At 62.5% G+C, this 13,225-nt stretch carries 12 protein-coding genes and 4 pseudogenes; 15 read left to right on the top strand and 1 reads right to left on the bottom strand.

What is annotated here, in order from left to right:
- From BI344_RS23170 to tdh, 10 genes and pseudogenes are all read left to right on the top strand, one after another.
- Positions 1-845 (top strand): annotated as a pseudogene (locus tag BI344_RS23170) (ribonuclease domain-containing protein); the annotation flags it as partial.
- 1 nt (position 846) lies between these two features.
- Positions 847-1,134: a barstar family protein gene (locus tag BI344_RS23165; RefSeq protein ID WP_158021082.1), complete on the top strand. Its 288-nt coding sequence runs from the start codon at positions 847-849 to the stop codon at positions 1,132-1,134.
- A 152-nt stretch (positions 1,135-1,286) separates the two neighbouring features.
- A complete protein-coding gene (locus BI344_RS26190; RefSeq protein ID WP_420837178.1) occupies positions 1,287-1,541 on the top strand; it encodes a cytidine deaminase-like fold-containing protein in 255 nt (84 codons plus the stop codon).
- A pseudogene (locus tag BI344_RS23160) lies at positions 1,445-1,705 on the top strand (cytidine deaminase-like fold-containing protein); the annotation flags it as partial. The gene BI344_RS26190 and the pseudogene BI344_RS23160, both read left to right, overlap by 97 nt.
- Before the next feature lie 8 nt (positions 1,706-1,713).
- A complete protein-coding gene (locus BI344_RS24095) occupies positions 1,714-1,923 on the top strand; it encodes a hypothetical protein (RefSeq protein ID WP_139167058.1) in 210 nt (69 codons plus the stop codon).
- The gene (locus tag BI344_RS24090) at positions 1,901-2,113 is read left to right on the top strand and encodes a hypothetical protein (RefSeq protein WP_206600416.1); all 213 of its coding nucleotides are present in this window, start codon (positions 1,901-1,903) and stop codon (positions 2,111-2,113) included. Before BI344_RS24095 ends, BI344_RS24090 begins: the two co-directional genes overlap by 23 nt.
- A 164-nt stretch (positions 2,114-2,277) precedes the next feature.
- A pseudogene (gene hemB / locus BI344_RS16465) lies at positions 2,278-3,283 on the top strand (porphobilinogen synthase).
- A 72-nt stretch (positions 3,284-3,355) separates the two neighbouring features.
- Positions 3,356-3,577, top strand: a complete 222-nt coding sequence (locus BI344_RS16460; protein WP_071113957.1) for a hypothetical protein — start codon at positions 3,356-3,358, stop codon at positions 3,575-3,577.
- Between the two features lie 136 nt (positions 3,578-3,713).
- Positions 3,714-4,919 carry a glycine C-acetyltransferase gene (locus tag BI344_RS16455; RefSeq protein ID WP_071113956.1) on the top strand — a complete coding sequence of 402 codons (1,206 nt, stop codon included), beginning with the start codon at positions 3,714-3,716 and terminating at the stop codon, positions 4,917-4,919.
- A 57-nt stretch (positions 4,920-4,976) separates the two neighbouring features.
- Entirely contained in the window at positions 4,977-6,002 is a 1,026-nt protein-coding gene (gene tdh / locus BI344_RS16450) for an L-threonine 3-dehydrogenase (protein WP_071113955.1), read from the top strand.
- A gap of 81 nt (positions 6,003-6,083) precedes the next feature.
- On the opposite strand, the pseudogene BI344_RS26325 reads toward tdh, so the two are convergent.
- A pseudogene (locus BI344_RS26325) lies at positions 6,084-7,613 on the bottom strand (methyl-accepting chemotaxis protein); the annotation flags it as partial.
- Positions 7,614-7,800: 187 nt separating this feature from the next.
- Between BI344_RS26325 and hemG the strand changes: the two are divergent.
- From hemG to gmhB, 5 genes are all read left to right on the top strand, one after another.
- Complete coding sequence (gene hemG, locus BI344_RS16440) at positions 7,801-9,126, top strand: protoporphyrinogen oxidase (RefSeq protein WP_071113954.1); 1,326 nt, start codon at positions 7,801-7,803, stop codon at positions 9,124-9,126.
- A 42-nt stretch (positions 9,127-9,168) separates the two neighbouring features.
- Complete coding sequence (glyQ, locus tag BI344_RS16435; protein WP_071113953.1) at positions 9,169-10,059, top strand: glycine--tRNA ligase subunit alpha; 891 nt, start codon at positions 9,169-9,171, stop codon at positions 10,057-10,059.
- A 67-nt stretch (positions 10,060-10,126) separates the two neighbouring features.
- Positions 10,127-10,555 (top strand): surface-adhesin E family protein, encoded by a 429-nt coding sequence (locus BI344_RS16430; RefSeq protein WP_071113952.1) that lies wholly within the window; start codon positions 10,127-10,129, stop codon positions 10,553-10,555.
- A 10-nt stretch (positions 10,556-10,565) separates the two neighbouring features.
- Positions 10,566-12,626 carry a glycine--tRNA ligase subunit beta gene (gene glyS, locus BI344_RS16425; RefSeq protein ID WP_071113951.1) on the top strand — a complete coding sequence of 687 codons (2,061 nt, stop codon included), beginning with the start codon at positions 10,566-10,568 and terminating at the stop codon, positions 12,624-12,626.
- 55 nt (positions 12,627-12,681) lie between these two features.
- Positions 12,682-13,221: a D-glycero-beta-D-manno-heptose 1,7-bisphosphate 7-phosphatase gene (gmhB, locus tag BI344_RS16420; RefSeq protein WP_071113950.1), complete on the top strand. Its 540-nt coding sequence runs from the start codon at positions 12,682-12,684 to the stop codon at positions 13,219-13,221.
- Positions 13,222-13,225 lie beyond the last annotated feature (4 nt).

The raw sequence follows: 13,225 nt of genomic DNA, 5'->3' as shown, positions 1-13,225 counted from the left end.
GCTCTGGTCCGCGATTAGACCGTGGTGATTTGGCTGAATTGACTGGTTATGCTCAAGGCCTAGTGAGCTTGAAGGATCAGCATGACTGGCAAGCCTTAGTAGGCACGCCTGCGCTTTTCACTCTTCCAGGCGGGATTGGTGTGGCGGCCAGGTCTATTGCTGCTGCGCAATCTGCGACTGAGTTTGGTGAAGGCGTCAAGCAACTGACAACTGGAGATGCCGATGGATTGTATAAGCTTGGGATGCCAATCCTTAATGCTGCTGCTGAAGGAGCGTACGGGTTATTAAACTCCCAGAGGGCAGGGGGTGGGTCTTATAATGTGAGACCAATGTCTGGAGTGTCAGATAAGGTTGGGGAGGTTGTTGATGCTTCTCAACAGGGGAGGGGGGCTGCAAAAACTCCGTCGGTGGCCGCTGAGTCTGCAAACTCTGCTGTTACATCTGGAGGCATGGCAAACGCGGCTTCTGCTGCAGGGCTGAAAATGGACTTGCAAACTACGCAGGCTGCAAACGAGGTCGTTGATAGCTTGCGCGCGACAGGACAATTGCCAAGTAATTATGTAACCAAAGCTGAAGCAGTTCAGAATGGCTGGATGCCTGGTAAAGCATTGGGGAATACAAATCCTGGGGCGCAACTTGGCGGGGATGTTTTTAATAATAGCCCACCTATTGCAGGCTTGCCTCAAGCTGCCGGGAGGACGTGGCAGGAGGTTGACATTGGACTAAGCAATGCAATGTCAAGAAGCAATCAACCTGGAACGCGCTTGCTTTATTCAAATGATGGTCTGTTATATATCACCACTGACCATTACAATACAGTCACATCTATTGGGAGGTGGAAATAATATGAAGTTATTTTTTGATGGCGCCAAGGTGCAAACTGTTAGTGAATTTCATTGTGCATTTTCAAAGCTGCTTGGCATTGAAGATTATTACGGCAAAAATTTTCATGCGCTTCGAGATGTGCTAAGTACAGGGGTTGAAAGACCATGCCATCTCGTATGGGAAAATTCAGAAGCCTCAAAGATTGGTTTAGGTAATGACTTTAATTTAATCATTCAAATATTTGAAGAAGCAAGGCGGCAGGATGAACGATATGGCTGGGTGGATAGATTTACATATGAATTGAAGTAGCTAAAAAGCCTCGCACTGTCGAGGCTTTTTATTAAGCAGGAGCTTCTGCAAACTCCGGATTGAAAGTCAGTGCTGGCGCAGAAAATGCAGCGACTGCCCCGTTGCTGAATCAGCAATTGTCGAATGAGTCTTTGGTTGCTGCGGGCACCAACATGAACAATGTCAAAGTAACAGCGCAGGTAAATGTTAATGGACAGGTTTACGTTGATACGAACCAAACGGCCAGAGCGGCAAATGCGGCGGATTCGAATGCGAGCACACTGATTTCTGACAATGTGGTGAGTAAGCCCCGCAGAGCGATGGCTCGCCATATCCGAATGCAAATATGGCTGATGCGTATGCTGAGATTGGTGCTATACAGCAAGCATACAAAGCTAGACAAACTATTGGGAAGGATATGTCAATGAGCGTTAACGGGGCTCCAGTTTGTACGTACTGCATGAAAGATATTGCAACTGCCGCACAAAATGCACAGCTCAACTCACTAACAATTAATGCTGTTGATAAGTATGGAAACCCAATAGCATATGTTTGGCAGCCCGGCATGACTTCTATCAAAGTTAAAAAGTGAGATTTATTATGAAGATTGGTGGTTTTTATTTTCAGAATGGTAAGGAAAAATATTTGCCGCTAACGGTTGATGGTTGCGAAAAAGATGTGATTGATGCTATTCAATTGCTCGTTAAATGTGATGATATTTTTTCCGTTGCAGAAGTGCGAGATGATGATTATTTAAAAAGAAATTTCTGTTTATTTTTCTCGTGGAATGTATTTGCCATTTTTAACTGATGGCGAGGATGGGAATGCAAATTATTTTACTTTAAGCAGCAATGAGTTTCATGGTGGTTATGTGATTGATTTTACTGGAGAGTCTTTTCCTGCGTCGGCTGCAACTAAAAATTTAGAGATTATAAAAATTTATGCAACAGCGCCCAAAGAAAATAGGGAGCAGACTTGGTTTTCTCGAATTGCCCGCTAGCTGGTTCTGTGGTTTGGCGCTGGCGGCTTCGGCGCTTCCCGTGCCACGCGGGTGTGGCGGCCGCCGTCGATCAATGCAAAACCCTCCGCCAACCACCCGCGACGCTGCCTGCCTGGAAAGAATCGGCGTACAATTGCCAATGTCTTTTTAGGGGGCCTGTTGCCATGATTTTTGCTAATCGCTATTTCCCAGCTACCCGCATGCGCCGGATGCGCAAGGATGAATTCAGCCGCCGCCTGATGCGCGAGAACGTGCTGACCGCCAACGACCTGATCTATCCGGTGTTCGTGATGGAGGGCAGCAATCAGCAGGTGGATGTGCCGTCGATGCCGGGCGCGCCGAGGCTGACGCTGGACAAGTTGCTCCACGTGGCGGAAGAGGCGTTGGAGTTGGGCATTCCGATGTTGTCGCTGTTTCCGGTGATCACCGGCGCCAAGGACAACGAGGGCAGCGAGGCCTACAACCCGGAAGGCCTGGTGCCGCGCGTGGTGCGCGAGCTGAAAAAAACGCTTCCCGGAGCTGGGCGTGATGACCGACGGCGCGTTGGATCCGTACACCATCCACGGCCAGGACGGCGTGCTGGACGCCAAGGGCTACGTGCTGAACGACGAAACCACCGAGATCCTGGTGAAGCAGGGCCTGTGCCACGCCGAGGCTGGGGTGGACGTGTTCGGCCCGTCGGACATGATGGACGGCCGCATCGGCGCCATCCGCGAGGCGTTTGAGGAAGAGGGCTACATCCACACCAAGATCCTGGCTTATTCCGCCAAGTATTCGTCCGGCTTCTACGGCCCGTTCCGCGACGCGCTGGGCTCGTCGGCCAATCTGGGCAAGGCCGACAAGAACAGCTACCAGATGGACCCGGGCAATATCGACGAGGCCATCCAGGAAGTGGCGCAGGACTTGGAGGAGGGCGCCGACATGGTGATGATCAAGCCGGGCATGCCGTATCTGGACGTGATCCGCCGCGTCAAGGACATCTTCCGCGTGCCCACCTTCGCCTACCAGGTGTCCGGCGAGTACGCGATGCTGAAAGCGGCGTTCCAGAACGGCTGGCTGAACGAGGAAAAGTGCATGATGGAAAGCCTGCTGGCGTTCAAGCGCGCCGGCGCCGACGGCATTCTCACCTATTTCGCGATGGATGCCGCCCGCCTGTTGCGCCAGCGCTGATAATATGAAGAGATGAGCCACACCCCTTGATCGCGCTGGCGGCAAGGGGTGTTTGTTTTTGAGGACGGGAATATGGATGTACTGCATGCGACGTGGTTCTGGGTGGTGGTGATCGCCGCGCCGGCCATCGCGCTGATAGGCACGCTGGCCAGGCTGGCGCGCAAGGAGCCGCCGATCAAGTTGCCGCCCGGCGTGGTGCCGCTGCGCTGGGAGGACGACGAGGAAGACGCGCCCTCCAGCGACGCCAGGACGCCCGCCGCGGACAACGGTGACAGCGCGCCGCCAAAACACTGAAAACTGTCACTGCTAGCCGCATGACGGCTGGGCTAGAATGGCGACAGTTTATGGCGCGGCTTGCCTGACAGGGCGGGCCGCCACGCAGTCCGGCTGCGGGCGGAATGCCCGCGTCCGGCCCATCACAAGGACTGTTATGAACCACACTTACCTTGCCCACCTGCAAGCCACGCTGGCGCAGATCCGGGCCGACGGCTACGAGAAACCGGAACGCGTGATCGCCACGCCGCAGAGCGCCGGCATCGCGCTGGCCGGCGGCGAGAAGGTGCTGAACTTCTGCGCCAACAACTACCTGGGCCTGGCCGACGACAAGCGGCTGGTGCTGGCCGCCAAGGCCGGCATGGACGAATATGGCTACGGCTGCGCCTCGGTGCGCTTCATCTGCGGCACGCAAACCATCCACAAGCAGCTGGAAAAGGCCGTTTCCGACTTCCTGGGCACCGACGATACCATTCTTTACTCCAGCTGTTTCGACGCCAACGGCGGCGTGTTCGAAACCCTGCTGGGCGAAGAGGACGCGGTGATCTCGGACGAGCTCAATCACGCTTCCATCATCGACGGCGTGCGCCTGTCCAAGGCCAAGCGCTTCCGCTACAAGAACAACGATATGGCCGACCTGGAGGCGCAACTGGTGGCCGCCGAGGCTGCCGGCGCCCGCTTCAAGCTGATCGTCACCGACGGCGTGTTCTCGATGGACGGCATCATCGCCAACCTCAAGGGCCTGTGCGAAGTGGCCGACCGCCACGGCGCCATCGTGATGGTGGATGATTCCCACGCGGTGGGCTTCATCGGCGAACACGGCGCCGGCACGCCGGAGCTGTGCGGCGTGGCCGACCGCGTCGATATCTACACCGGCACGCTGGGCAAGGCGCTGGGCGGCGCGTCCGGCGGCTATGTCGCCGCGCGCCAGCCCATCGTCGATTTGCTGCGCCAGCGCTCGCGCCCCTATCTGTTCTCCAACACGCTGGCTCCGGCCATCGCCGCCGCCAGCGTGGAAGTGCTGAACATCTTGAAGAGCGGCGAAGGCAGCGAATTGCGCGCCAAGGTGCGCCGCAACGCCGAGCTGTTCCGCAAGGAAATGGCCGCCGCCGGCTTCACCTTGGTGCCGGGCGAACACCCGATCGTGCCGGTGATGCTGGGCGACGCCCGCCTGGCCGGCGAGATGGCCGCCAGGTTGCTGAAGGAGGGCGTGTACGTGATCGGCTTCTCCTACCCGGTGGTGCCCAAGGGCAAGGCGCGCATCCGTACCCAGATGTCCGCGGCGCACAGCGAAGAGCAGGTGCTGCGCGCGGTGGCCGCCTTCATCAAGGTGGGCCGCGAACTGGGCGTCATCTCCAATTAATGCATCAGCCGCCGCGCGGGGCCGGTGCCCGGCGCGGCGGGCAAGGATAAGCGAATCATGAAGGCGCTAGCCAAACTCAAGGCCGCTCCCGGTCTTTCGATGACCGATGTGGCCATGCCGGAAGTCGGCCATAACGATCTGTTGATCAAGATTTCCAAGACTGCCATCTGCGGCACCGACATCCACATCTGGAACTGGGACGAGTGGGCGCAGAAGACCATTCCGGTGCCGATGCACGTCGGTCACGAATACGTCGGCGTGGTGGCCGGCATGGGCTCGGAAGTGCAGGGCTTTCAGATCGGCCAGCGGGTGTCCGGCGAAGGCCACATCACCTGCGGCCACTGCCGCAATTGCCGCGCCGGCCGCCGCCACCTGTGCCGCAATACCACCGGCGTGGGCGTCAACCGCGAAGGCGCGTTCGCCGAATACCTGGTGATCCCGGCCTTCAACGCCTTCCCGATCCCGGACGACATTTCCGACGATCTGGCGTCGATCTTCGACCCGTTCGGCAACGCCGTGCACACCGCGCTGAGCTTCAACCTGGTGGGCGAGGACGTGCTGATCACCGGCGCCGGCCCCATCGGCATCATGGCGGTGGCCATCGCCAGGCACGTCGGCGCGCGCCATGTCGTCATCACCGACGTCAACGACTACCGGCTGGAACTGGCGAAGAAGATGGGCGCCACCCGCGCCGTCAACGTCGCCAAGCAGGACCTGAAGGCGGTGATGGAAGAGCTGAAGATGTCCGAGGGCTTCGACGTGGGCCTGGAGATGTCCGGCAACCCGCAGGCCTTCCGCCAGATGCTGGAGACGATGAACCACGGCGGCAAGGTGGCGCTGCTGGGCATCCCGCCGTCCAATACCGCCATCGACTGGAACCAAGTGATCTTCAAAGGCCTGGAAATCAAGGGCATCTACGGCCGCGAGATGTTCGAGACCTGGTACAAGATGGTGGCGCTGATCCAGTCCGGCCTGGACATCACTCCTATCGTCACCCATCACTTCAAGGTGGACGATTTCGAGGCCGGTTTCGCCGCCATGCTGTCCGGCCAGAGCGGCAAGGTGATCCTGGACTGGAGCTGATCCGGCTCCCGGCTGCGCCACGCGAACGGCTCCCCGGTGGGAGCCGTTTTGCTTTGCGGCGCAGGCTCAGGGCCGGAACGGCAGCGTGCCCGTCGCCTGACGGGTCTTGAAGAACGCCATCATCTGTTTCAGCCGCAGCGCCTGATGGTTGAGCTGGTCGGCGGTGGCGGACAGTTGCTCGGAGGTGGAGGCATTCAGCTGGGTGGCCATGGAAAGCTGGCAAACCGCGGTATTGATCTGCATCAGCCCCTCGCTCTGCTCCTGCGACGCCATGGTGATTTCCTGCACCAGGTCCGCTGTCTTGCGGATGGAGGGCAGCATCTGCTGCAGCAGCCCGCCGGCCTGTTCGGCCAGGCCCACGCTGTCGTCGGCCAGCTTGCCGATGTCGCGCGCGGCCGTCTGGCAGTGCTCGGCCAACTTCCTCACTTCGGCCGCCACCACGGTGAAACCCTTGCCCTGCTTGCCGGCATGCGCCGCCTCGATGGCGGCGTTGAGCGCCAGCAGATTGGTCTGGTAGGCGATGTCGTCGATGATTTCGATCTGGCGCGCGATTTCCCGTATCGCCAGCACGGTCTGGCCCACCGCCTGGCTGCCCAGGCCGGCGTCCGCCGTAGCCTTGCCCGCCATTTCGTTGGTGATGTGGGCGTTGTCGGAGTTCTGCGCCACCGTGGCGGTGATCTCCTCCACCGAGGCGCTGGTCTCCTCCAGGCTGGCCGCCTGTTGCGAGGCGCTCTGGCTCAGCGCCTGCGCCGATGCGGAGACTTCTTCCGAGGTCAGGTTCAGCGCTTCGGCATTCCGCTCCAGCTCAGCTATCACGCCGGTCAGCTGCCGCACCATCTGCGCCATCGCCGCCAGGATGCTGATGTCGTCGCCGGGGCGCGGCTCCACCTTGATGGTCAGGTCGCCGCCAGCCACCTGCTTGGCGATGGCGGCCACCTCGGCCGGCTCGCCGCCCACCTGCAGGAACAGGCTGCGGCCGATGTAAGCGATGGCGGCGGCCAGCATGGCCAGGCTGAGCAGCGCGGCGGCGGCAAACCAGAGCCGCGCTTCCCGGTAGTGGCGCCGCGATTCGGCTATCTGGTCCCGCAGTAGTTGTTCGAACGCGTCCTGGATGCCGTCGCTGGCCTTGAGCAGCTGTTCGGTCATATCGCGGTCCATGCCCTTGACTTGGCGGTCCACGCTCTGGCCGGACAGGTGGTCGTTCTGATGGAAGGCGGCCAGAGCGGCGCGGTAGCGGCCATCCATCTGGCGGTGCTGCTGCAGGATGGCGTCCACGGCCGCGCGGTCCTGGCCGCTGTCCTGCAGCAGGCTGGCGGCCTGCTCCAGCTGCTGTTCCACTGCGCGCCCTTCGGTTTGGAAGGCTTCGAGATAGCGGCTGTAATCGGCGGGGTTGTTGCCGCGCAGCAGGATGTCCTTCCAGTCTTGCACCTGGATCTTGAAGCGCAGATTGGCCAGTTGCACGCTGCGGTTGATCCGGCTTTGCCGGGTGACGTGGTTCAGTTGCCATTCCATGTCGCCGCTCATGGCGGACAGCTGGTAGACGCCGGCTCCTGTCAGCAGCAGCAAGATGGCCAGATTGATCAGGCCTAGCAGGATCAGCTTGGTTTTCATGCGGATTTCGTGCGCCATCTGTGGATCTCGTCCGGGATCGGATTATCTCTGTGTTCTTGGTATAGTCCGGCGCGGATCGGGGAGGGGACGGTTTTGTGGCGCGAAGGCTTCCATTTGATGGTCATCATGGAGCGTGGGCGGGATGGCCGGGATAATCGGCGCCGGGCAATCTTGGTTTGGAGCGCGCATGATCGCGGTGATAGGGGCGGGGGTGTCCGGCTTGTCCTGCGCCTGGTGGTTGCGGGAGCAGGGCCTGTCGGCGCGGGTATTCGAATCCTCGGGCGACGTTGGCGGCAAGGTGCGCACGCTGTCCGCCGGCATGCTGTGCGAGGCCGGGCCGAACACCCTGCTGGCGGACGAGGCGCTGCTCCGATGGTTTTCCCGCCTGGGCCTGACGCCGCTATGGCCGGCGCCGGGTTGCGGCCAGCGCCATGTGCTGCTGCGGGGGGAATATTGCCGGCTGCCGGGCGGGCCGCTGGCGCTGCTGGCGGGAGATTTTCTGACCTGGCCGGCCAAGCGCCGCCTGTTGTCCGGGCTGTTGCGGCATGGCGGCCCGCAGGCGGGGCAGGCCAGCCTGGCGGCGTTCTGTCGGGAGCGCTTTGGCGCGGAAGTGCTGGAGCGGCTGCTGGACCCGCTGGTGAGCGGGATCTTCGCCGGCGATCCGGAGGAGTTGCTGCTGGCGGAAACCCTGCCGGCGCTCGCGGTCGCCGCGCAGCAGCCGGGGCCGTTGTGGCGGGCCTTGCTGCGGACGCATCGCCGGAGCGGCCGCCGGCGCGTCTGCACCTTGGACGGCGGCTTGCAGAGTTTGCCGCGGCGCTTGGCGCAGGATCTGCAGGTGAGGCTGGACTCGCCGGTGCTGGAGTTGGCGCGCGCCGGCGGAGCCTGGCGCTTGCGCACGGCGGCGGGCTGGGAGCGCTTTGACCGGGTGGTGCTGGCCCTGCCCGCCGACCGGGCCGCCGTTTTGTTGCAGCCGCTGGCGCCGAAGCCGGCCGCGCTTTGCCTAAGGGTGCCGTACGCGCCGGTGGCGGTGGCGTCCACCCTGGTGCGGGCCAGCGCGCTGGCCCGCCCGCTGCCGGGCTTCGGCGGCCTGCATCCCGGCAGCGAAGCCGCGCTGGCGCTGGGCCATCTGATGAGCAGCAATCTCTATCCGCATGTCTGCCGGCCGGGCGAGCGGCTATTGACCAGCTTCATCGGCGGCCGGCGCCAGGCCGGGCTGATGGCGCTGGATGACGAGGCGTTGCTGGCTCTGCTCAACCGCGAGCTGGAGCGGCTGTTCGGCCTGCGCGAGCGGCCACTGGTTCAGCGGCTTACCCGCTGGCCGACAGCCTTGCCGCAGGGGACGGCGGTGCAGGGCGAGCTGCGCGCCGCCTTCGCGCCATGGGCCGAGCGGGGACTGCATCTTTGCGTCAATTGGCTGGATGGGGCGTCGCTGCCGGATTGCCTGGAGAAGGGGCGCCGTCTGGCGCTTTCCATCGCTAGTCGGGACGGCCCGGCTTTGCGCCGGCGGCGCTAGGCGGTAGAATCGGCGTTTACTTCTTCTTTTACCGCCACGTTTATGCTTACCTTCCAGGAAATCATCCTCACGCTCCAGCACTATTGGAACCGCCAAGGCTGCGCGCTGCTGCAGCCGTACGATACCGAAGTGGGCGCGGGTACCTCGCACACCGCCACCTTCCTGCGCGCGCTGGGGCCGGAGCCGTGGAACGCCGCTTACGTGCAGCCCAGCCGCCGCCCCAAGGACGGCCGCTACGGCGAAAACCCCAACCGCCTGTTCCAGCACCACCAGTTCCAGGTGGTGCTCAAGCCGGCGCCGGCCAATATCCAGGAGCTGTATCTGGGCTCCCTGAAGGAACTGGGCCTGGACCCGACCCAGCAGGATATCCGCTTTGTCGAGGACGACTGGGAAAACCCGACGCTGGGCTCCTGGGGCCTGGGCTGGGAAGTGTGGCTGAACGGCATGGAAGTGACGCAGTTCACCTATTTCCAGCAGGTGGGCGGCTTGGATTGCAAGCCGGTGCTGGGCGAGATCACCTACGGCCTGGAGCGGCTGGCGATGTATATCCAGGGCGTGGAAAACGTCTACGACCTGATCTGGACCCATCTGCCGGATGGCCAGCCGGTGACCTACGGCAACGTGTTCTATCAGAACGAAGTGGAGCAGTCCCGCTACGCTTTCGAGCACAGCAATGTCGAGCTGCTGTTCCGCCAGTTCAACGATTACGAAGCCGAAGCCAAGAAGCTGCTGGATGCCAGCCTGCCGCTGCCTGCCTACGAGATGATCCTGAAGGCCGGCCACACCTTCAACCTGCTGGATGCGCGCGGCTCGATCTCGGTGACCGAACGCGCCGCCTACATCGGCCGCATCCGCACGCTGTCGCGCGGCGTGGCCCAGGCTTATTACGACGCCCGCGAGGCGCTGGGCTTCCCGATGTGCAGCAAGGACTGACGAGGTCTTACTGGCATTGCCTATGCTGGTAAGGCCGGCGTTGGCCGGTTTGCCCCGGGAGTGGACGATGAAAGCCTGTCTTGCGATATTGCTGAGCTGCGGCCTGCCAGCCTGGGCCGAGCAGCCCGCCGACTGGGTGGTGTATCAGGACGGCCAGTCGCTGCAACTGGCGATAGACGGCAACTCCCTGTGGCTGGGCAAGGACGGATTGGTGCATTTCATCAATCAGGAGCGCTTCGGCCAGCCGCGTTACGAAAAGTCCTACCGCCTGCATTTCAATATCCGGCGCACCACAGGCTACGCCGATTGCAGGCAGTACCAGTATGTGTTTGTCGGTTCCGAGTATTTCGACCGGAACAACAAACACCTGTTTTCCACCATGTTCCCGGTGCCGCGCTACGCCTGGACGTGGCAGCCGGTGAACGAGGATTCGGTCGCCCACGCCATGATGAAGGTGATCTGCGAGGCGGCCGGCGCAGCTCCCCAAAATAATTGAAATGAAGATAATGAACGCCACCCTGCTGATAGAACTCCTGACCGAGGAGCTGCCGCCCAAGGCCCTGCCGCGTCTGGCAGCCAGTTTTGCCCAGACCATTACCGAAGAACTGAAAAAGATGCAGTTCATCGCCGCCGATGCCGAGGCGGTGGCGTACGCGTCGCCGCGCCGCCTGGCGGTGCAGCTGCCGCAGGTGTTGTCGGTACAGCCTGACCAGAGCATCACCCGCCAGGGGCCCGCGGTGGCGGCCGGCATGAAGGACGGCCAACCGACTCCGGCGCTGGCCGGTTTCGCCCGCTCCTGCGGCGTCGAAGTGTCCGACCTCGCCGTTGTCACCAACGGCAAGCAGGATGTGTACGCCTATTCCAGCACCAAGACCGGCGAAGCGCTGTCCGCGCGGCTGGCCGACGTGGTGGCGCTGGCGCTGAAGAAGCTGCCCGCGCCCAAGCTGATGCGCTGGGGCAATCTGGACGTGCAGTTCGTCCGTCCGGTGCATGGCCTGATCATGCTGCACGGCGAAACCGTGATCGACGGCGAAGTGCTGGGCCTCAAAAGCGGCAAGACCACCCGCGGACACCGCTTCCTGTCGCAGGGCGAGGTGAGCGTCGCCAACGCCGACGCCTACGCCCGAACGCTGCATGAGGACGGCAAGGTTATCGCCAGCTTCGCCGCCCGCCGCGAACTGATCGGCCACAAACTGAACGAGGCCGCCGCCCGCCTGAACGCCACCATCGCCGCGCCGGACGCGCTGTTCGACGAAGTGACCAGCCTGGTGGAATGGCCGGTGGTGATGGAAGCCGGCTTCGAAGCCGAATTCCTGCAAGTGCCGCAGGAATGCCTGATCCTGACCATGCAGCAGAACCAGAAGTACTTCCCGCTGCTGGACAAGAGCGGCAAGCTGATGAATCGCTTCCTTCTGGTGTCCAACATCGACCCGCAGGACCCGTCCTTCGTCATCGGCGGCAACGAGCGCGTGCTGCGCGCCCGTCTGTCCGACGCCAAGTTCTTCTTCGAGCAAGACCAGAAGGTTCGCCTGGACAGCCGCCTGCCGCGGCTGGCCAACGTGGTGTACCACAACAAGATAGGCTCGCAGCTGGAGCGCGTGGAGCGTCTGCAGAGCATAGCCGGCGCCATCGCTCATGAGCTGGGCGCCGACGCCGCGCTGGCCGCCCGCGCCGCCTACCTGGCCAAGGCCGACCTGGTGTCCGACATGGTGGGCGAGTTCCCCGAGCTGCAGGGCATCATGGGCATGTACTACGCCCAGCACGACGGCGAGCACCCGGAAGTGTCGGCCGCCATCGAGGGCCACTACCACCCGCGCTTCGCCGGCGACACGCTGCCGCAGGGCAAGATCGCCACCGCCGTCGCGCTGGCCGACAAGCTGGAAACCATCATCGGCATTTGGGGCATAGGGCTGGTGCCGACCGGCGACAAGGATCCGTTCGCGCTGCGCCGCGCCGCGCTGGGCGTGGTGCGGATGGCGCTGGAGGCCGACCTGGACCTGAAAGCGCTGCTGGTCATCGTTGCCGCCGCCTTCCCGGCGGACAAGCTGTCGGTCAAGGTCGCCGACGAGGTCTACGGTTTCATGATGGACCGTCTGAAAAACTTCCTGGCCGCCGATTGCAAGGGCGACGAGATCGACGCCGTGCTGGCGCAGGCGCCCAGCCGCCTGTCCGAGGTGCGCGCGGTGCTGGCCGCGGTGGCGCAGTTCAAGGCGTTGCCGGAAGCGGCCGCGCTGGCCGCCGCCAACAAGCGGGTGAAGAACATCCTGAAGAAGGCCGAGGGCGGGATCACGGCGGTGAATCCGGCGCTGTTCGCCGAGGACGCCGAGCGCGCGCTGTTCGACGCGGTGGAAACGCTGGCGCCGGCGGTGGACGCCAAGTTCGCCGCGCACGACTTCGCCGCCGCGCTGGCGCAGCTGTCCAGCTTGAAGGCGCCGGTAGACGCCTTCTTCGACGGCGTGATGGTGATGGCGGAAGACGCCGCGGTGCGCGCCAACCGCATCGCGCTCTTGGCGCGGCTGGCCGAGCTGTTCAACCGCGTGGCCGACATTTCGCTGCTGGCCGAGTGAGGATAGGGCGGAAGGCCCCTCCGGGGCTTGCGCCCTACTGTTAAATGGGGGAAGCGTGAAACTAGTCATTCTCGACCGTGACGGCGTGATCAACCAGGATCGCGACGATTTCGTCAAGAACAGCGTGGAATGGGTGCCGATTGAGCACAGCCTGGAAGCCATCGCCAACCTGACCCAGTCGGGCTGGCGGGTGGTGGTGGCCACCAACCAGTCCGGCATCGCCCGCGGCCTGTTCGACGTGCACGCGCTCAACGCCATGCACGAGAAGATGCACCGGCTGGTGAACCAGGCCGGCGGCCGCATCGACGCGGTGGTGTTCTGTCCGCACGCGGCGGATCACGGCTGCGAATGCCGCAAGCCGCTGCCCGGCATGGTGCTCGAGATCGCCGAGCGTTTCAACGTCAAGCTGGAAGGCCTGCCGCTGATAGGCGACAGCCTGCGCGACCTGGAAGCCATCGCCGCGGTAGGCGGCCAGCCTATGCTGGTGAAAACCGGCAAGGGCGTCAAGACGCTGGCGGCCGGCAACCTGCCGGAAAGCACCTTGGTCTTCAACGATTTGTATGATGCCGCCGAGCATCTGATCAATCACCATTGAGGTA

It is taken from the genome of Chromobacterium sphagni (genome assembly GCF_001855555.1).
In the GTDB taxonomy this organism is placed as follows: domain Bacteria; phylum Pseudomonadota; class Gammaproteobacteria; order Burkholderiales; family Chromobacteriaceae; genus Chromobacterium; species Chromobacterium sphagni.
This window is presented reverse-complemented; position numbering and strand designations above follow the sequence as displayed.

Coding starts and splice junctions, on each gene's coding strand:
- BI344_RS23165 (WP_158021082.1), top strand. CDS start 847: ATGAAGTTATTTTTTGATGGCGCCAAGGTGCAAACTGTTAGTGAATTT.
- BI344_RS26190 (WP_420837178.1), top strand. CDS start 1,287: ATGAACAATGTCAAAGTAACAGCGCAGGTAAATGTTAATGGACAGGTT.
- BI344_RS24095 (WP_139167058.1), top strand. CDS start 1,714: ATGAAGATTGGTGGTTTTTATTTTCAGAATGGTAAGGAAAAATATTTG.
- BI344_RS24090 (WP_206600416.1), top strand. CDS start 1,901: ATGTATTTGCCATTTTTAACTGATGGCGAGGATGGGAATGCAAATTAT.
- BI344_RS16460 (WP_071113957.1), top strand. CDS start 3,356: ATGGATGTACTGCATGCGACGTGGTTCTGGGTGGTGGTGATCGCCGCG.
- BI344_RS16455 (WP_071113956.1), top strand. CDS start 3,714: ATGAACCACACTTACCTTGCCCACCTGCAAGCCACGCTGGCGCAGATC.
- tdh (WP_071113955.1), top strand. CDS start 4,977: ATGAAGGCGCTAGCCAAACTCAAGGCCGCTCCCGGTCTTTCGATGACC.
- hemG (WP_071113954.1), top strand. CDS start 7,801: ATGATCGCGGTGATAGGGGCGGGGGTGTCCGGCTTGTCCTGCGCCTGG.
- glyQ (WP_071113953.1), top strand. CDS start 9,169: ATGCTTACCTTCCAGGAAATCATCCTCACGCTCCAGCACTATTGGAAC.
- BI344_RS16430 (WP_071113952.1), top strand. CDS start 10,127: ATGAAAGCCTGTCTTGCGATATTGCTGAGCTGCGGCCTGCCAGCCTGG.
- glyS (WP_071113951.1), top strand. CDS start 10,566: ATGAACGCCACCCTGCTGATAGAACTCCTGACCGAGGAGCTGCCGCCC.